General features: G+C 74.8%; 13 protein-coding genes and 1 pseudogene. 8 read left to right on the top strand and 6 right to left on the bottom strand.

The window, feature by feature from the left end:
- Window positions 1-97 precede the first annotated feature (97 nt).
- Together IE245_RS09395 and IE245_RS09400 are read left to right on the top strand one after the other, a co-directional pair.
- The gene (locus IE245_RS09395; RefSeq protein ID WP_189946396.1) at window positions 98-1,492 is read left to right on the top strand and encodes an FAD-dependent oxidoreductase; all 1,395 of its coding nucleotides are present in this window, start codon (window positions 98-100) and stop codon (window positions 1,490-1,492) included.
- Window positions 1,493-1,972: 480 nt separating this feature from the next.
- On the top strand, window positions 1,973-3,073 hold the full coding sequence (locus tag IE245_RS09400; RefSeq protein ID WP_189946307.1) for a calcium:cation antiporter: 1,101 nt from the start codon (window positions 1,973-1,975) through the stop codon (window positions 3,071-3,073).
- Here IE245_RS09400 and IE245_RS09405 read toward each other — a convergent pair.
- A complete protein-coding gene (locus IE245_RS09405; protein WP_229851168.1) occupies window positions 3,063-5,477 on the bottom strand; it encodes a penicillin acylase family protein in 2,415 nt (804 codons plus the stop codon). The genes IE245_RS09400 and IE245_RS09405 overlap by 11 nt on opposite strands.
- Before the next feature lie 166 nt (window positions 5,478-5,643).
- On the opposite strand from IE245_RS09405, the gene IE245_RS09410 reads away from it, so the two are divergent.
- Window positions 5,644-7,146, top strand: a complete 1,503-nt coding sequence (locus IE245_RS09410) for a fatty acyl-CoA synthetase (RefSeq protein ID WP_189946308.1) — start codon at window positions 5,644-5,646, stop codon at window positions 7,144-7,146.
- 10 nt (window positions 7,147-7,156) lie between these two features.
- Here the strand turns inward: IE245_RS09410 and IE245_RS09415 are convergent, their stop codons facing one another.
- Window positions 7,157-8,056, bottom strand: a complete 900-nt coding sequence (locus tag IE245_RS09415; protein ID WP_189946309.1) for an NAD(P)-dependent oxidoreductase — start codon at window positions 8,054-8,056, stop codon at window positions 7,157-7,159.
- Between the two features lie 90 nt (window positions 8,057-8,146).
- Here IE245_RS09415 and IE245_RS09420 point away from each other — a divergent pair, with 90 nt between their 5' ends.
- Complete coding sequence (locus tag IE245_RS09420; RefSeq protein ID WP_169094620.1) at window positions 8,147-8,503, top strand: winged helix-turn-helix transcriptional regulator; 357 nt, start codon at window positions 8,147-8,149, stop codon at window positions 8,501-8,503.
- Between the two features lie 122 nt (window positions 8,504-8,625).
- Here IE245_RS09420 and paaK read toward each other — a convergent pair whose 3' ends face one another.
- Window positions 8,626-9,915: a phenylacetate--CoA ligase PaaK gene (paaK, locus tag IE245_RS09425; RefSeq protein WP_189946310.1), complete on the bottom strand. Its 1,290-nt coding sequence runs from the start codon at window positions 9,913-9,915 to the stop codon at window positions 8,626-8,628.
- A gap of 393 nt (window positions 9,916-10,308) precedes the next feature.
- On the opposite strand from paaK, the gene IE245_RS09430 reads away from it, so the two are divergent.
- From IE245_RS09430 to IE245_RS09440, 3 genes are all read left to right on the top strand, one after another.
- Window positions 10,309-11,529 carry a cytochrome P450 gene (locus IE245_RS09430; RefSeq protein ID WP_229851169.1) on the top strand — a complete coding sequence of 407 codons (1,221 nt, stop codon included), beginning with the start codon at window positions 10,309-10,311 and terminating at the stop codon, window positions 11,527-11,529.
- Between the two features lie 31 nt (window positions 11,530-11,560).
- Window positions 11,561-12,100 (top strand): cupin domain-containing protein, encoded by a 540-nt coding sequence (locus IE245_RS09435; protein WP_189946399.1) that lies wholly within the window; start codon window positions 11,561-11,563, stop codon window positions 12,098-12,100.
- A gap of 76 nt (window positions 12,101-12,176) precedes the next feature.
- Window positions 12,177-12,953 carry a GNAT family N-acetyltransferase gene (locus IE245_RS09440; RefSeq protein ID WP_189946311.1) on the top strand — a complete coding sequence of 259 codons (777 nt, stop codon included), beginning with the start codon at window positions 12,177-12,179 and terminating at the stop codon, window positions 12,951-12,953.
- Window positions 12,954-13,160: 207 nt separating this feature from the next.
- On the opposite strand, the gene IE245_RS09445 is transcribed toward IE245_RS09440, so the two are convergent.
- Together IE245_RS09445 and IE245_RS09450 are read right to left on the bottom strand one after the other, a co-directional pair.
- Window positions 13,161-13,979, bottom strand: coding sequence for a pentapeptide repeat-containing protein (locus IE245_RS09445; RefSeq protein ID WP_229851170.1), 819 nt, complete (start codon window positions 13,977-13,979; stop codon window positions 13,161-13,163).
- 93 nt (window positions 13,980-14,072) lie between these two features.
- Window positions 14,073-14,566 (bottom strand): annotated as a pseudogene (locus IE245_RS09450) (AMP-binding enzyme); the annotation flags it as partial.
- Here IE245_RS09450 and IE245_RS09455 point away from each other — a divergent pair.
- Window positions 14,516-15,625 carry a thiolase family protein gene (locus tag IE245_RS09455; RefSeq protein WP_189946312.1) on the top strand — a complete coding sequence of 370 codons (1,110 nt, stop codon included), beginning with the start codon at window positions 14,516-14,518 and terminating at the stop codon, window positions 15,623-15,625. The pseudogene IE245_RS09450 and the gene IE245_RS09455 overlap by 51 nt on opposite strands.
- 66 nt (window positions 15,626-15,691) lie before the next feature.
- On the opposite strand, the gene IE245_RS09460 is transcribed toward IE245_RS09455, so the two are convergent.
- Complete coding sequence (locus tag IE245_RS09460; RefSeq protein ID WP_229851172.1) at window positions 15,692-17,959, bottom strand: alpha-N-acetylglucosaminidase; 2,268 nt, start codon at window positions 17,957-17,959, stop codon at window positions 15,692-15,694.
- Window positions 17,960-18,397 lie beyond the last annotated feature (438 nt).

Below are 18,397 nucleotides of genomic sequence, written 5' to 3' on the forward strand. Positions count from 1 at the left end.
CCGCACCCGGGTCCCGCCCCGGCCGAGCCCCTCACCCTCGCCCCCGCCCCCTCCACGGAAGGAAGCCGTCGTGCACGGATATGACGGGTCGTACTGGATGGAGTCGGCGCCGCCCGGCGCCCCCCACCCGCCCCTCGACCGGGACCTCGACGCCGACGTGGTCGTGGTCGGCGCGGGCATCGCGGGCCTCTGCGCCGCCCGTAAGCTGGCCCGCGCCGGGTGCGAGGTGGTGGTGCTGGAGGCGCGCCGGATCGCGGCGGGAGTCACCGGCCACACCACCGGCAAGCTGACCGCCCTGCACGGACTGCGCTACGAACGGCTGCGCAGTGAGCACGGCGCCGAGGCGGCGGCGCATTACGCGCGGGCCCAGCAGGACGCGCTCGGTGACGTGGTGGACGTCTGCGCGGAGCTCGGCATCGACGCCGAGATCGAGCGCCGTCCGGCGTACACGTACACCTTGGAGCAGCGGAACGCGGGGCAGATCCGGGCGGAGGCCGAGGCCGCGGAGGCGGCCGGCCTGCCGGCCACGACGGTGACCGACACGGGGCTTCCCTACCCGGTGGCGGCGGCCGTGCGGGTGGACGACCAGCTCCAGTTCCACGCCCGCCGCTTCGTCCTCGGGATCGCCGACGACCTGGTCGCCCGCGGCGGGCGCGTCCACGAGAACAGCCGGGTCACCGAGGTCCGCGAGGGCGCCGACCGCGGGGTCACGGTCGAGGGCGGGTTCACCGTCCGGGCCCGGGACGTCGTCCTGGCCACGAACTTCCCGCTCCACTGCCCCACCCCGCTGCTGATGCGGCTCTCGGTGAGCCGGGAGCTCGTCGTCGCCGCCGTCGTCGAGGAACGGCACGCCCCGTACGGGATGTACCTGACGTCCGAGGGCGGCACGCGCTCGGTGCGTTCGGCTCCGGCCGGCGAGGGCCGGAGGCTGCTCATCGTCGCGGGCGAGGCGTTCGAGCCGGGGGCCGGCGGCGTCCGGCACCGGTTCGGGCGGCTGGAGGCCTGGGCCGCCGGCCATCTGCCCGGTTTCGCGGACGCGCCGGACGTCCACCGGTGGGCCGCGCAGGACGTCCACACCGCCGACGGGCTGCCCTGCGTGGGCCCCCTCGGCCCCGAGGACTCCGGCGCCGGGCACCTGCACGTCGCCACCGGGTTCGGCGGCTGGGGCCTCAGCAACGGGGTGGCCGCCGGCCGGCTCCTGACCGCGCGCCTGACGGGCGGGACCCTCCCGGCCTGGGCCGACCTCGTCGACCCGCGCCGGTCCCTGCCGCTGCGCGAGTACCCCGGCGTCGCGCGGCACCAGGCGTCCGTGGCGCGCCACTTCGCGTCCGGCTTCGGCCCCCGGACCAGGCGCTGCACCCACATGGGCTGCGCCATGGGCTTCAACCACGCGGAGAACACCTGGGAGTGCCCCTGCCACGGCTCCCGCTTCGCCGCCGACGGCACCGTCCTCCAGGGCCCGGCGACCCGCCCCCTGGGCGACGACGACTGACCCCCGCGGACCGCCCGCCCCGAAGAGGCGGCCACGTGCCGCCTCTTCGGGGTGCGGACCGGCGCCGTGCCCCGCTGCTCTCTCCACGCGGTCACGACCGTGCCCTCCAGCAACATCGATCACGACAGATCCCTTGGCGACGAACCGGCCGCGCGGCCGGGGGCCGCGCCCGCCACCGTCGGCCTGATGGCGGGGGACCCCGCGAAGAAGGGGATCCTGGAGCGGCGCGAGGCTCCCGCCGACCGCCGGCGGAAGACCGTGTCGATCGCGGAGGAGCGCCGCGACGCCGTCGACGGCCGGCTCGGCCGCGGCGCCGACGCCCGGCGGGCGGCCCCGGCCCCCTGGGACCGGCCGAACGGCGGATGTTCATCGACACCCCCGCCGCGTACGAGCACGGTCCGGCCGACGCAGAACAATGACGGAAACGGGCCGCGGCCTCCCACGGCGGGTGCCACGGCCTCCTAGGGCAGGAAGAGGATGATGACCTCGAGCACCAAGGCGTTGACCCGGGAGTGGACCACGTGGGGGCCGGTGGTGGCCCTGCTTGCGCTGGTCTTCGCCTGGGGGCGCGACCTACCGGGCCTCGCCGTGGGCCTCGTCGCGCTCTGCCTCGCCGCCGCGGTCCTCGCCGCCGTCCACCACGCCGAGGTGATCGCCCACCGGGTCGGCGAACCCTTCGGCTCGCTCGTCCTCGCCGTCGCCGTCACCGTCATCGAGGTCGGACTCATCGTCAGCCTCATGGCCGGAGGCGGCGAGAAGACCGCCACCTACGCCCGCGACACGGTCTTCGCCGCCGTCATGATCACCTGCAACGGCATCGTCGGGCTCGCGCTCCTCGTCGCCGCGCTCCGCAACCGGGTCGCGGTCTTCAACGCCGAGGGCTCCGGCGGCGCGCTCGCCACCGTCTGCACCCTCGCCACGATGACCCTGGTGCTCCCCACCTTCACCACCAGCCACCAGGGCCCCGAGTTCTCCGGCGCGCAGCTCGCCTTCGCCGCGATCGCCTCGATCGCGCTGTACGGCGTCTTCGTCGCCGTACAGACCGTCCGGCACCGCGACTACTTCCTCCCCGTCCCCGTCGAGGGCAAGGAGAGCTCGGAGGAGGAGCACGCCGAGCCGCCGACCAAGGCCGTCACCGTCGCCAGCCTCGGCCTGCTCCTCGTCGCGCTGGTCGCCGTCGTCGGCAACGCCAAGGTGATCTCCCCGACCATCGAGGACGGCGTCCAGTCCGCCGGCCTGCCCAAGGCCGTCGTCGGTGTCGTCATCGCCCTCATGGTCCTGCTGCCCGAGACGCTCGCCGCCGTGCGCGCCGCCCGCCGCGACCGCGTGCAGACCAGCCTCAACCTCGCCTACGGTTCCGCGATCGCCAGCATCGGCCTCACCATCCCGGCGATCGCGCTCGCCTCCATCTGGCTGTCCGGGCCCCTGGTGCTCGGCCTGGGCCCCCTCCACCTGGTCCTGCTCGCCCTCACCGGTGTGGTGAGCGCCCTGACCGTGGTGCCCGGACGGGCCACGCTCCTCCAGGGCGGCGTCCACCTCGCGATCTTCGCCGCCTTCGTCTTCCTGTCGTTCAGTCCCTGACCCGCACCACCTTCAGCGCGGGCGAGCGCAGGATGTCCCTCTCGCAGAACCGGGAGGTCACCCAGCGCTCGCCCGCGTACAGCTTCGTCTGGTCGGCGTGGTGCGGCGAGGCGGGGTTCGAGGACTGGGAGTACGTGAGCAGGGTGCGGGCCACCGGGCAGCGCCCGCCGTCCCAGCCGACCGCCTGCACGTGGCTCGTGCCGTGCGCGACCTCGACGTAGCCGCCGCCCGCCGCGTTCCACACCGCCTCCGTCTTGTTCCAGACGCCCAGCGACTCCGTCCCCCCGCTCACCGGGATCCGCTCCCCGCCGCGGACGACGAACTGGTGGTCGCGCAGCGGCGCGTCCAGCGCGATCCCCGCCGTACGCAGCTCCGCCACCGCGTCCGCCAGGGCCGTCGCGAAACCGGCCGCGCCCGTGTTCAGCCCGCGCGGGGTCCGTACCGGGTCCGCCGCCGAGAACGGCACCTTCCACTGCCGGGCCGCCGGCACCGCGGCCGTGAACTTCCGCCAGAACCGGTCGAAGAGCAGCGCGCCCCGGCTGTCCGAGTCCATCGTGCGGTCCCAGGCCGCGAGCACCCGGCACGCCTCCGGTTCCGCCGGCAGCGCCGCGGGGCAGGCCGCGACCACGTCCGCCGCCGCCAGGTCCGCGGCCGGCACCCGGTTCGCGAACTGCTGCCGCTGGAGGTCCGCCACGGTCAGCCGGCCCCGCGCCGCCATCCCCGCCACGTCCTCGATCCCGCCCCGGGTCCGCAGCGAACGCGGCGTCGCGAGCGTCCCGAAGACCCGCTCGTACCCGGTCAGCGGGCGCTCCGCGTTGGTCAGCCAGGCGCTGTCGTTGGAGTTCACCGCGTACGGCGCGTCCCGGAGCACCGGCATCCGCGACGGCCCGAAGATCCCGGGCTGCACCGCGTCCCGGTCCGAGCCGAGCGCGCACTCCGTCCGCGAGCCGTCGAGGACGGCGACGCCCGACGCCGGGTAGACGACCCGGCCGAGCGGGGTGGAGCAGCGCTCCGCCAGCTCGTCGGTGATCCGGGGCAGCACCTGCGACTGTCCGAACCAGCTGTGCCCGGAGGAGTCCGCGGCGATCGTGTTCACCCACGGCAGGCCCTGGGTGCGGCGCAGCGTCTCGGCGACGTCCCGGGTCGAGCGGGCCCTGGCGAAGCCGAGCGCGGTGTCGGAGCCGCGCAGGTTCGCGGCGTTCGGGTCGTTGAGCGCGTACGCGGTGGTCTCCGTCCACGGCAGCGGCAGGCTCGCGCCGAGCCCGCTGGTGACCGGGCCGTACCGGGTCCACCACTGAGTACGGGTCACCGGCGTGCCGTCCCGGTCCGCCACCGTCACCGTCCGCGCGGTCATCCGCTCCGGCTTCCCGTCCACCAGGTAGGCGGTCGGGTCGCCCGGCACGAGCGTCAGCTGGTGGAGGTTCATCGGCACACCCGTGGCGACGGTGTGGCTCCAGGCCACCTTGTCGTTGAAGCCGATGTTGACGACGGTCGTGCCGAGCAGCGAGGCGCCGGAGACGTTCAGCTCGCCGGGGATGGTCTGCTGCGACTGCCAGAAGCGGCGGCCGCCCTGCCACGGGTAGTGCGGGTTGCCGAGCAGCAGCCCCCGCCCGTTCGCCGTCGTCGCGCCCGAGAACGCGACCGCGTTCGACCCCATGGTGGCGTTCTCCGGAGCGAACAGGGCCCGCGCCGCCTCCGCCGTGCGCTCCGGGTCGACCTCCCCCTCCCGCGTCCTCGCGGCGGGCGCCGCCGGCGGGCGGGCCGCCGCGATGCCGTCGACCGCCCGGCCCTGACCCCCGAGCACCGAGACGGCGAAACCGCGCCGGGCCACGTCCAGGGCCGTCACCGGCCGGACCCAGGCGGCGCCCGCGCACGCCGGATCGGTGATCCGGTTCTTCCGCAGCCAGGCGTTGTACCCGGCCGCCCACCCGCGCATCAGCTCCTTCAGCTCACGGCTCGGACCCGCGGGGGCCGGGGTGCGCAGCAGCTCCTCGACCGTGCCGGCCTCCTGGACGCCCCGGAAGTACAGGTCGCTGGAGAGGTTCGAGGTCGCGGAGGAGAGCGAGCCGTCCGGCGTGCCGGAGGCCCCGAAGTGGCGGGAGCGCTCGCCGTTCACGGTCACGAAGCCGTCGGCGAGCACGCACACCTGGTCGGCGGCCTGCGCCCAGCCCGTGCCGAAGCCCAGGTCGGCGTAGCCGTCGGCGAGGATGTGCGGCACGCCGTACTCGGTGTACCGGATGACGGCGCTCAGCCCCCGGTCGGACGGCCGGTGCTCGCCGCCCCGCCCGCCCGGACCGGCCGCCGCCGTCGCGGGCAGCAGGCCCGCGGTGACGGCGGCGAGCGCGGCGCCCACCAGCGCCAGACGCCCCCGGGAACGGCGGTCGACGAAGCTGAGGTTGCGCAAGGGTGCCTCCCAACGGGCCGGTGGCCGGAGCCGGTTGGGACATCCAGTCAGCAAGCGGCCGCCCTGTCAACATCCCGTTCGGTATCCGAGGCGGGGAGGCGCGGGCTCAGCTCGCCTTCGCGGCGCGGTACTTGACCCGCCGCACCGCCGCGCCGAGGATCCAGCCATGGAACGAGGACTCCTCACCCGCACCGTCGACGGCGTGCTGAGCGCCAGCGCCGAACGCGTCCCCGACCGGACCGCACTGCGCTGCGCGGACCGCGCCTGGACCTACGCCGAGCTGGACGCCGCCGTCTCCACCGCCGCCGCCGTGCTGCGCCGCGAGCCGGGTCTGGTGCCGGGCGCCCGGGTCGCCACGTACGGCCACAACTCCGACGCGTACCTGATCGCCTTCCTGGCCTGCGCCCGCGCCGGCCTCGTCCACGTCCCCGTGAACCACCACCTGACCGGCGACGACCTCGGCTACCTCCTGGACCAGTCCGGGAGCTCCCTCGTCCTCGCCGATCCCGGGCTCGCCGACCGGATCCCCGCCGGCGTGCGGGTCAGGGCGCTGCGGGACGCGCCGGGCTCGCTCCTCGACGCGCTCGCGGCACCGGAGCCGTACGACTCCGACAGCGACCCCCGTGACCTCGTGCAGCTGCTCTACACCTCGGGCACCACGGCCCTGCCCAAGGGCGCGATGATGACCCACCGGGCGCTCGTCCACGAGTACGAGAGCGCGATCGAGGCGCTCGGCCTCGCCGAGGACGACCTGCCCGTGCACGCGCTGCCGCTCTACCACTCGGCCCAGTCGCACGTCTTCCTGCTGCCGTACCTGGCGGTCGGCGCGGAGAACACCCTCCTCGAAGGGCCCGACCCGGAGACCCTGTTCGGGCTCGTCGAGGCGGGCCGCGCGGACAGCCTCTTCGCCCCGCCGACCGTGTGGATCGCGCTCGCCGGCCACCCGGGCTTCGAGAAGCGGGAGCTGTCCGCGCTGCGCAAGGCCTACTACGGCGCCTCGATCATGCCCGTGCCCGTCCTGGAACGGTTGCGCGGGCACCTCCCCGGCCTGGCCTTCTTCAACTGCTTCGGCCAGTCGGAGATCGGCCCGCTCGCCACCGTCCTCGGACCCGACGAGCACGAGGGCCGGATGGACTCCTGCGGCCGGCCCGTCCGGCACGTCGAGGCCAGGGTCGTCGACGAGGACGGCGCGGACGTCCCCGACGGCACCCCCGGCGAGATCGTCTACCGCTCCCCGCAGCTCTGCGAGGGCTACTGGGCCAAGCCCGAGGAGACCGCCGCGGCCTTCCGCGACGGCTGGTTCCGCTCCGGCGACCTCGCGGTCCGCGACGCCGAGGGCTATCTGACCATCGTCGACCGGGTGAAGGACGTCATCAACTCCGGCGGGGTGCTGGTCGCCTCCCGCCAGGTCGAGGACGCCCTCTACACGCACCCGGCGGTCGCCGAGACGGCCGTGATCGGCCTTCCCGACGACCGCTGGATCGAGGCGGTCACCGCCGTGGTCGTCCCGCGCGGCGAGGTCACCGAAGCGGAACTCCTCGCCCACGCCCGCGACCGCCTCTCCTCCTTCAAGGCCCCCAAGCGGATCGTCTTCGTCGACGCCCTGCCCCGCAACGCCAGCGGCAAGATCCTCAAGCGGGAGCTGCGCGACCGGTACGCGGGGACCTGACCGGCCGGGCTCAGCGCCGGCGCAGCACCTCGGCGGCGCGGGAGAAGCCGTCCGTGCCGTGGCCGAGCGCCACGGTGCGGCGGGCGAGGCCCTCGACGGCGCGCATCACGCCCGAGTCGATGGCGTGGTCCTCGGCGGCGTGCACGATGTGCGCCATCGTCGACACCGCCGACGTCACCGGGTTGATCGCACCGGAGTACGTGCCGTCCTGCACGTCACCGGCGAGCTCCTCGAACAGCGGCGGCAGGATCTGCGCGATGCCCACCGCGAACGGGGCCAGCTCGCGCGGGGTGATGCCCTCCGCGTCCGCGAGGGCGAGGGCGTGCACGTACCCGGCCATCGAGGTCCAGAAGATGTCGAGGAGCGCGATGTCGAAGGCCGCCGCGCGGGAGACCTCGTCGCCGAGGTGGGTGTGGGTGCCGCCGAGCGCGTCGAGGACCGCGCGGTGCTCCCCGTACGTGTCGGACGGGCCGCTGAAGAGGAACACGCCGGCGGGCGAGCCGATCGTGACGGCCGGCGTCATGATGGCGCCGTCGAGGTACTGGATGCCGTGCTCGCCGGCCCACGCCCCGGTGTCCCGGGCGCGGCCGGGGGTGTCGGCGGAGAGGTTGACCAGGACGCGGCCCTTGAGGGCGTCCGTGACCGCGTCCTGCCGCAGCACCGCGTCCGTGGCGTCGTAGTTGACCATGCAGATCACGGTCACCGGGCTCGCCGCGACCGCTTCGGCGGCGCTGGCCGCGACGGTGGCGCCGCGCTCGACCAGGTCGCCTTCCCGGCCGGGCGTGCGGTTCCACACCGTGGTGCGGACTCCGCCCGCGAGGAAGGCGCCGGCCAGGGCGCGACCCATCGGGCCGAGCCCGAGGACGGTGACGGCGGACTGCTGGGGGGTGGATTCCGGGGTGGCGGACATGCGGGAACTCCTGTGCGTGAAAACGGAATAAGGTGGGGTGGGGCGACGCGGCGCGGCAGGCCGGCCGCGCACGAATGCGAGAGGGACGAGATGGCGCGCATCGGTCTCGACGACCACGAGGGGATCTGCGGCGTGGCCGCCGCGATCTCGGTGATCGACGGCAAGTGGAAGACCACGCTGCTGTGGCTGCTCGAATCGGGGCCGCACCGGCCCGGCGAACTGCGCCGGAAGGTGCCGCGGCTCAGCGAGAAGGTGCTGACCCAGGCCCTGCGCGAGATGGAGGAGGACGGGATCGTGCACCGCGAGACGCACGATGTCGTGCCGCTCAAGACCGTCTACTCGCTGACCGAGCAGGGTCTCGCGCTCTCGCGGGTGCTGGCCCCGCTGTCCGACTGGGGCCACGGACACCTCGACTGGCTGGCCGAGGCGCGACGGGCCGCCTCCTGACTCACTCCCTCCGGATCCGTGAGGCGCCGTCCCTGTGGACGTCCCCACTCTCTCCCGGAGCCCGGACGGCGACAAGTACCCACAAAAAAGTGGGTATCCGGTGGCCGTCCGGGACGGGTCGTTCAGTCCTTCCGCAGGTCCACGATCCGCTTCAGCTTGCCGACCGACCGCTCCAGCGCCTCGGGGTCGACCACCTCGACCCCGACCGAGACGCCGATGCCGTCCTTCACCGCCGTCGCGATCGCCCGGGCCGCCTCCGCGCGGGCCTCGGGCGTCGCGTCGGCGCGGGCCTCGGCGCGCACGGTGAGGGCGTCGAGGCGGCCCTCGCGGGTCAGGCGGAGCTGGAAGTGCGGGGCGACGGCGGGGGTCCGGAGCACGATCTCCTCGATCTGGGTGGGGAAGAGGTTCACCCCGCGCAGGATGATCATGTCGTCGCTGCGGCCGGTCACCTTCTCCATCCGCCGGAACGCGGGCCGCGCGGTGCCGGGGAGCAGCCGGGTCAGGTCCCGGGTGCGGTAGCGGACGACCGGCATGGCCTCCTTGGTGAGCGAGGTGAAGACCAGTTCGCCCTCCTCGCCGTCCGGGAGCACCTCGCCGGTGACCGGGTCCACGATCTCGGGATAGAAGTGGTCCTCCCAGATGTGGAGCCCGTCCTTCGTCTCCACGCACTCCTGCGCCACGCCCGGCCCCATCACCTCCGACAGGCCGTAGATGTCGACCGCGTCGATGGCGAACCGCTCCTCGATCTCCGCGCGCATCGCCTCCGTCCACGGCTCCGCCCCGAAGACGCCCACCTTCAACGAGGTCGAGCGCGGATCCACGCCCTGGCGCTCGAACTCGTCGAGCAGCGTGAGCATGTAACTGGGCGTCACCATGATGATCTCGGGCTCGAAGTCCTGGATCAGCCGGACCTGGCGGGCCGTCATGCCGCCGGAGGCCGGGATCACCGTGCAGCCGAGGCGCTCCGCGCCGTAGTGCGCGCCGAGCCCGCCGGTGAACAGCCCGTAGCCGTACGCCACATGGACCCGGTGACCGGGCCGGGCGCCGGCCGCGCGCAGCGAGCGCGCCACCACCTCGGCCCACACGTCCAGGTCGCCCTCCGTGTAGCCGACCACCGTCGGCAGGCCGGTGGTGCCGCTGGAGGCGTGGATCCGGCGGATCCGCGACCGGTCGACGGCGAACATCCCGAAGGGGTAGTGGTCGCGCAGGTCCGCCTTGGTGGTGAAGGGGAAGCGGGCCAGGTCGGCGAGGGAGCGGCAGTCGTCCGGATGCACCCCGGCCGCGTCGAAGGCCCGGCGGTGGAAGTCCACGTGCGCGTACGCGTGCCGCAGCGTGGCCCGCAGCCGCTCCAGCTGGAGCGCCGCCAGTTCCTCGCGCCCGAGCCGTTCGCCGCCGTCCGGCAGTTCCTTCATGTGCCGCCACCCCTCCGCGCTCGCCCGGCCGTCCGGCGCGCGCACCCACGCGAAAACGGACGACCGATCATTCGGTAGATACGTGTGGGGGCCAGTAAAACGTCCCCGGGGAGGGGTTTGGCAAGGGTACGACGCCACTTTTCCGCACGGCCGGGGGCGCCGCCCCGCGCCGCCCGGCGTCGGCGAGTGGGCGTGCCGCCATCACCCCATGGGGTGGGTTCCCGCGGGCGTACGCATACGGGCCGGGGGCCCCGGGGACCCGTGGGACCAGCCGGGGCCCCGCGGCCCCGCACCCCGCCGGCCGCGCCAGGCCCGGCGGGCCCGCCCGCGCGCCCGGACGAAAGCGACCGCCATGCCCGTACCGCCCCCGCCCGCCCCCGCCGGGGTGACGCCGTGACCACCACCGCCCCCGGCACCGCCGACACCCCCCAGGTGCACTTCTGGGCCGTCCCCGACCTCACCGGGCTCGACTTCGACCCGATGCTCGCCAAGCTCCTCCACGAGGACCCGGTCACCCGCGTCCGGCTCCCGCACGGCGAGGGCCACGCCTGGCTCGTCACCCGCTACGACGACGTCAAGTTCGTCACCGTCGACCCCCGCTTCAGCCGGCAGGCCGTCTGGGGCCGCCAGGTCACCCGCCTCGCCCCCCACTTCATCCCCATGGCCGACGCCGTCGGCTTCGCCGACCCGCCGGACCACACCCGGATGCGCCGCGTCGTCGCCCGCGCCTTCAGCGCCCGCGCGCTGCGCTCGCTGCGCGACCACGCCCAGACCGTCATGGACGGCCTGCTCGACCGGATGGCGGAGCAGGGCCCGCCCGTCGACCTCATGGAGGCGCTCAACCGGCCCTTCCCGCTCGCCATGGTCAGCGAACTCATGGGCGTCCCCGGCACCGACCACGCCCTCATGGCCCACTGGTCCGACACCATCATCTCGGCCGGCGCGGGACGGGAGGCCAGCGAACGGGCCAAGGACGAGATGGGCCGCTACTTCACCGACCTCATCGCCGGCGACCACGCCACCGACAGCGACCAGCTCGCGGCCGTCCTCGCCGAGGCCGTCGCCGACGGCACCCTCACCGAGGAGGAGGCCGTCGGCCTCGCCGTCCTCATCCAGATCGGCGGCGCCCACGCCGTCCGCAACAACAGCGCCAACATGGTCTTCGCGCTCCTCACCCACCCCGAGCACCTGGCCAGACTCCGCGCCGAGCCCGAGCTGATCCCGCGGGCCGTCGACGAACTGCTGCGGTACATCCCGCACCGCAACGCCGTCGGCCTCTCCCGGATCGCCATGGAGGACGTCGAGGTCGGCGGGGTCCGCATCCCGGCCGGCGACCCCGTCTACGTCTCGTACCTGACGGCCAACCGCGACCCGGAGGTCTTCGCCGAGCCCGACCGGCTCGACTTCGACCGCGCCCACAACCCGCACGTCGCCTTCGGCCACGGCCCGCACTACTGCCCCGGCGCCACCCTCGCCCGCATGGAGTCCGAGATCCTCCTCGGCTCCCTGTGGACCCGCTTCCCCGGCCTGCGGCTCGCCGTCCCCGAGGAGGAGCTCCGCTGGCAGCGCGGCGCGCTCATCCGGGGCCCCGAGGCCCTGCCCGTGACCTGGTGACGGAAGGAGCGCCCCCGTGACCGCCACCGCCATCGGAGCCGCCGGCGGCCTCGTCGTCCCGCCCGGACACGGCCGGACCCTCGCCACCGCCGCCCAGCACGTCACCTTCAAGGTGACCGGCGAGCACTCCCGCACGGCCTCCACCTTCGAGGTCGTCGTCCCGCCCGGCTTCGACGTCGGCGCCCACGCCCACGGCCGCAGCGAGGAGTTGTTCTACCTCCTCGACGGCGAACTCGACGTCCTCGCCTTCGAACCGCTCGTCCGCACCCGGGACACCTGGCGGGAGTGGGAGTCGGCCTCGGGGGAGCGGGTGGTGCGGGCCACCCCGGGCACCCTGATCCTCGTGCCGCCCGGCTGCCCGCACGCCTTCGCCAACCCGACGGGCGCCCCGGCCCGCATGCTCTTCCAGGCGTCCCCGCCGCCCGACCACGAGCGCTACTTCGAGGAGCTGATGGAGATCCTCGCGGAGGCGGGCGAGGGCCGCGAGGTCGACCACGCCGCCATCGCACGGCTCCGCGTCCACTACGACATCGACCAGATCACCCCGCTGCGGCACGAGGGAGGCGACTGAGCGGCCGGCCGGCGGCGACGGGCCGGCACCGGAAAAGGCGTTGCCCGCCACCGGGCCACGCCCTTGAATGGCCGCGATGAACCCCGCACACGACCTCCTCGCCCTGTACGACGACCAGCTGCGGCGGGCGGCGCGGCCCGACGGCCCCGGCTGCCGGATCGAGCGCGCCGGCCCCGTCGTCCGCCAGACCGGACCGGCCCACGCCTGGAACGGCGTCCTCTGGTCCGGGCTCGACGACGGGACCGCCGACGCGGCCGTCGCCGCCCAGCTCGCCCACTACCGCGCGGAGGGCGTCCCCTTCGAGTGGAAGCTGTACGGCCACGACGGGCCCGCCGACCTCGGCGCACGGCTCCTGGCCGCCGGCTTCGAGGCGGAGGAACCGGAGACGCTGCTCGTCGCGGAGGCGTCCGCGCAGGCCGGCCCGGTCGACCTGCCGGACGGCGTCGAACTCCGCGGCGTCACCGACCCGGAGGGCGTGCGCCAGGTCGTCGAGGTCCACGAACGGGCCTTCGGCACCGACAGCTCCGACCTGGGCCGGCGCCTCCTGGACCGGCTCGCCGCCGACCCCGGCACCGTCACCGCCGTCCTCGCCCTCGCGGACGGGGTCCCGGTGAGCGCGGCCCGCCTGGAGCTCTACCCGGGCACCGACTTCGCCGGCCTGTGGGGCGGCGGCACCGTCGAGGAGTGGCGGGGCCGGGGCCTCTACCGCGCCCTCGTCGCCCACCGCGCCCGCGTCGCCGCCGCCCACGGCCACCGCTGGCTCCAGGTCGACGCCGCCCCCACCAGCCGCCCCATCTTCCAGCGCCTCGGCTTCGTGCCGCTCACCACGACCACCCCGTACGTGCACGCCTGAGGCGCTCGCGGGCCGAGGCGCCGTGTCAGGACGCCCTGTGGAGGGTGGTCACCGCCAGGGCCGCGCGGCCCGGCGCGATCACCGCACGGACCGCGCCGACCGCCGTGTCCGCGTCGGCCGGGACGGCCTTTCCGAGCCGGCCGACAGGCCCTCGGGCGCCGCCACCGTGCCCTGGTGGACACGCGCCCCGGGTGGACGCCGGGCGGCTCAGCTCGCCGTCCAGTGGGCCGGGCGGTCGAAGCCCTCCGGGAGGACGGTCTTCGCGTCGCCGCGTGCCGAGTTCAGCTGGGGCTGGGTGAGGAAGAGGGCGCCCGTCAGGACCGCCCCGGACAGGTCCGCGTCCCGCAGGTCGGCGCCGATCAGGTCCGCCAGGGTGAGGTCCGCGTCCGTCAGGTCGGCGGCGATCAGCAGCGCGCCCCGCAGGTCCATGCCCCGCAGCCGCGCGCCGCGCAGTCGCTTGCCGATGAGGTCCGCGCCCCGCCGGCCGCGCGGCTTGCCGCCCGCCGTGGTGCGGACGAGCTCGCTGGTCCGCAGCAGCAGCGGATTGACCTCGGCCCGCACCGGGCCGACGTCCAGCTTCTCCAGCTCGGCGGCCGGCAGCGCGGTCAGCGCCTCGACCCGGCCGAGCGCCGTGCGCAGCTCGCCGTGGAGCCGGCGGGCGGCGGGCCGCTCCAGGGCCTCCGTGAGGTAGCGCAGCAGCTCGTGGAGCTGCCGCATCACCGGGAAGACCTCGTACATCTGCCGGGCGGTCTCCGGTGCCTCGCGCCAGGACACGCCGCCGAAGGTCACCTGGGAGACCCGCTGACCGGCGCCGAAGCAGTCGTACACCGTGCACCCCTGGAAACCGCTGGGCCGCAGCCGGGTGTGGATCCCGCACCGGAAGTCGTCCTGGAGGTTGCGGCAGGGGTCGCCGGCGGACTTGTCCACGGCGAAGTCGGCCGACTTGGCGAACGGCAGGGCCACACAGCACAGACCGAAGCACTGCGCGCAGTCGCCGCGCAGGGCGGATTCCCGGGTGTCGGGCACGGTGGAACGGTTCCTTAGCAGCGAGGAGACGGTCCTCCACCGTATCGCGCGGCGCCCGGACCCTCCCGTGGCCGCCCTCCCGGCACCGCCCCGTCAGCCGGCCGCGTCCGCCTCCGCCGCGACCGCCTTCGCCCAGCGGTAGTCCGCCTTGCCGCTCGGCGAGCGCTGGACGCGGTCGGTGAGGACGAGCCGGCGGGGCACCCTGTAGCCCGCGAGGTGGCGGCGGCAGTGGTCCTGGACGGCCGCCAGGTCCAGCGGGTCCGTGCCCCCCGCTGCTGGACGACGGCGGCCACGTGGCTGCTCCAGGTCGCGTCCGGGACGCCGGCGACCAGCGCGTCGTACACGTCGGGGTGCGACTTGAGGGCCTGCTCGACCTCCTCCGGGCAGACCTTCTCGCCGCCGGTGTCGATGCACTGGGAGCCACGGCCGAGGACGGTCACCACGCCGTCCGCGTCGACCGTGGCCATGCCCCCGAGGAGGACCCAGCGCACCCCGTCGCGCTCGAAGAAGGTCTCCGCCGTCTTCGCGGGACCGTCGTGGTAGCCGAGCGGCACGTGACCCCGCTGGGCGAGGCCGCCGTCCGGGCCCTCGCCGACGCCGAGCTGACCTGGGCGGACGTCGACGCCGTCGGCATCGGGAAGGCGCCCGACTTCTTCGAGGGCGTCATGATGCCGGAGCTGTACCTCGCCGACGCCCTCGGCGCCGTCGGCAAGCCGATGCTCCGGGTCCACACCGCCGACTCCGTCGGCGGCTCCACGGCCCTCGTCGCCGCCGACCTGGTCGCCGCCCGCGTCCACCGGACCGTCCTCACCCTCGCCTTCGCGAAGCAGTCCGAGTCCAACGCCCTGTGGGGCCTCTCCCCGCCCGTGCCCTTCCGGCAGCCCCTCCTCGCCGGCGCGGGCGTCTTCTTCGCCCCGCACGTCCGCGCCTACATGCGGCGCACCGGCGCCCCCGACGCGATCGGCTCCCTCGTCGCGTACAAGGACCGGCGCAACGCGCTGAAGAACCCGTACGCCCACCTCCACGAGCACGACCTCACCCTGGAGAAGGTGCAGGCCTCGCCGATGCTGTGGGACCCGATCCGGTACTCGGAGACCTGCCCGTCCTCCGACGGCGCCTGCGCCATGGTCCTCAGCGACCGGGCGGGCGCGGAGCGGGCGCCGCGGCCCGCCGCGTGGGTGCACGGCGGGGCCATGCGCAGCGAGCCGACCCTCTTCGCGGGCAAGGACTTCGTCTCGCCGCGGGCGGGCCGCGACTGCGCCGCCGACGTCTACCGGCAGGCGGGGATCACCGATCCGCGCCGGCAGATCGACGCCGTCGAGATGTACGTGCCGTTCTCCTGGTACGAGCCGATGTGGCTGGAGAACCTCGGCTTCGCCGCCGAGGGCGAGGGCTGGAAGCTCACCGAGTCCGGCGTCACCGAACTCGACGGCGACCTGCCCGTGAACCCCTCCGGAGGTGTCCTCTCCGCCAACCCGATCGGCGCCTCCGGCATGATCCGCTTCGCCGAGGCCGCCCTCCAGGTACGGGGGGAGGCCGGCGAGCACCAGGTGGACGGCGCCCGCCGGGCCCTCGGCCACGCCTACGGCGGTGGCGCCCGGTTCTTCGCCATGTGGCTGGTGGGCGCCGAACCGCCCGCCGGCTGAGGCCGGCCCGGACGCCGAGGCGGTCCGGGCGGTCCGCGCGCCCGGCCGCACGGGCCGTCCGGTCGGTCAGGCGCGCAGGGCGTCCCGCACCCGTGTCGCCAGGGCCACCGGGTCGCCCTCGGGGGTCACCGGGTAGGAGTCCCGCCGCAGGTTCCAGGCGTTCTCCCAGGCGAACCAGTCGATCGCGGCCGGCGTCCGCCCGGTGACCAGCGCGGTCTCCAGCGAGTCCAGGTAGGCCGACCAGCGGGGCGCGTAGAAGCCCGAGACGAGGCCCGACCACTCGCGGTTGGCGTAGTCGTGGAGTCCGGCCTCGCTGCCCGCCCGGTGGCCCCAGGTCGTGATCAGCGAGCGGGCGTCGAACTCCAGGACGGCCCGCTCCGCGTCGGAGCGCGCCCACGAGCGGGCGTTCTCCAGCCACGGCCCGAGCAGGAACCGCCGGTCGGTGGCGAGGACGGCGTCGAGCAGCGTCATGGAGGCCCGCCACTCCGCCGCCCGCGCGCGGAACGCGGCCAGGTCCTTCGCCTCGTACGCGGCCTTGATCCGGGGCAGCAGCACCCGGCTGCGGTTGGTGAGCGCCTGCCGGGCCGTGTCGACGAGGTCGAAGCGGTACGCGTCGGTGGTCCGCAGCTCCGGCGCCACCTGCAACAGCTCGGTCAGCGCCCGCTCGACGGTCGCCGCGTCGTACCGCATCGACTTCGGCCCCCACGAGGCCGAGGTGCGCACGGTGAGGCTCGGCCGGGCCGTGAAGAGGCTGTCCTGGGACTCGCTCCAGCCGTTCGCCTTCGTGCCGTACGGGCCCTGCCGCAGCCACTCCCACGCCTTGGCGGCGTGCGGGTCGGGGGCGCCGTAGCGACGGGCCGCGTACCGCGCGAACCAGTCGGCGTGGTCCACCGGGGCGTCCCGCCAGGCCAGTTCGGTGAAGAGGCTGAAGGCCACCGGGTTGGCGGCGGTCGCCTCGGGAAGGAAGGCGATCCCCCTCAGCGCGCTGTTCGGCTTCGTCCGCCACGCCTCGAAGCGGTCGGTCCACACCGAGGTGTTGGCGCCGATCGTGGTGTGCCCGCCGAAGTTGGGGATGGTGCCGTAGGCGTACGGCGTCCCCGACCAGGCGGTCTCCCGGTCCAGGCCGTCGTACCGGTCGGAGAGGCCGTCCACCACGAGCAGCCGTGAGGTGTCGACGCCGGCGAGCAGCTCGGCCTTGGGGTTGCGCTGCCAGCCGAGCAGCACCCAGGTCGCGCCCGGCCGGGCGTCGTCCAGGGTTTCGAGGACCTTCGCGGCGGCCTCGCCGACCGGTACGTCCCCGGCGTTGCCGCCCTCGTGGAGCAGGTCCATCTTGTACATCGTGCTGGTGCCGAGCAGCCGCGCCTGGTGCCGGTAGAACGCCGAGGCGACGCGCGCGAAGAGCGGACCGCGCGGATCGAGCCAGTCCGGCCGCGTGAAGCCGATCCACCGGCCCTGCGGCACCACCCGGCCCGTCGGGTTGCGCTCCGTGAAGCCCGGCGGCACCGTGCCGAAGTATCCCGGGAGGACGGGCGTCATGCCCAGCTCCCGCAGCCGGTCCACGATCCGCTTGCCGAGCGCGGCCCGCCGGGCGATCAGCTGCTCGGTCACCGGGCCGCCGAAGGAGGCCATGTTCTGCATGAGCCACCACGGCTGGTGCGCGGGCCCCGGGATCCACTCGCGCAGCTCGGCGCCCGTGTAGCCGAACTCCTGGAAGGCCGCGTGGTACGCCGCCTCCGCGCCCATCTGGACGAACACCTCGTTGACCCCGTGGAGGGCGAGGAGGTCGATCTGCCGTTCGTAGGCGTCCCAGTCCCGGTACGCCCCCGAGTAGCCGTCGTCCGTGTCGTTGAGGGCGAAGCGGTGCGGCACCGACGCCGACCGGGTGACCGTGCCGGCGGGGCCCGGCAGCCGGTCCGGCAGGGCCGAGACGCTGTCCCCGGGCGCGCCGAGGTCCACGCCCGCCGTGTAGGAGAGGTACCAGTGCACCCCGCGCAGCAGCACCGCGGGCGTCGTGCCCGTGACGACGATCCGCCCCGTCGACCCCGACACGGTGAACCGGTCGCCGGAGGCGGGGCGGGGGACCAGGGCCAGTTCGAACTGGCGCGCGTGCTTCGGCAGCAGCCGTACCAGGGCCGCCCGCGCCGCGCCCACCGAGAACGGCGCCGCGGCCGCCGCCCCCGCCGCCGGGGCCGCGGGCGCGGTGGGCCCGGCGGCCGCGGGGCCCGCCACGGCGGGCGCCACGGCCGGCAGCGCGGTCAGCGCGGTGGCGCACAGGGCGAGGGAACACACCGAGCGGGCGGCCCAGGACCGCGCGCGGAAAATGGGAGGTCTCAAGTTCGGCTCATCCCCTCATCAGGATCGTGCGACGATCATGATCTGACCGTCTGTCATAGAGGAGTCCGCCCGGGGGTCACGGTCAAGGACGACACGCGCCCCCCACCCCGCACCCGACTTCGTACATCTGTCCGTCGAACACGCCCCGACCTGCGGGGCCTTCGGTCCGCCCGCCGGGCCGAAGACCACCCGAACTGCTTGGGAGAATGCCGTTACACGGGGCTCGTTCCGGCGTACGCTGGACCTTTCGTGGGGTGATCGCCCCGGCGCCCCGACCGTGCGCCGGGCGTGCGCCCCCTGTGTGGGGGTGGAACGTGGCACGACAGGACGGCAGGGCGGCCCGCCTGGGTTTCGGCCTCTTCGAACGGGAGGCCGCGCTCGACGCCGCGGAGGAGGCGCTCGACCTCCTCACCGGCCTCGCGCAGGAAGTGCCCCCGT

It is taken from the genome of Streptomyces roseolus, assembly GCF_014649855.1.
Lineage (GTDB): Bacteria > Actinomycetota > Actinomycetes > Streptomycetales > Streptomycetaceae > Streptomyces > Streptomyces roseolus.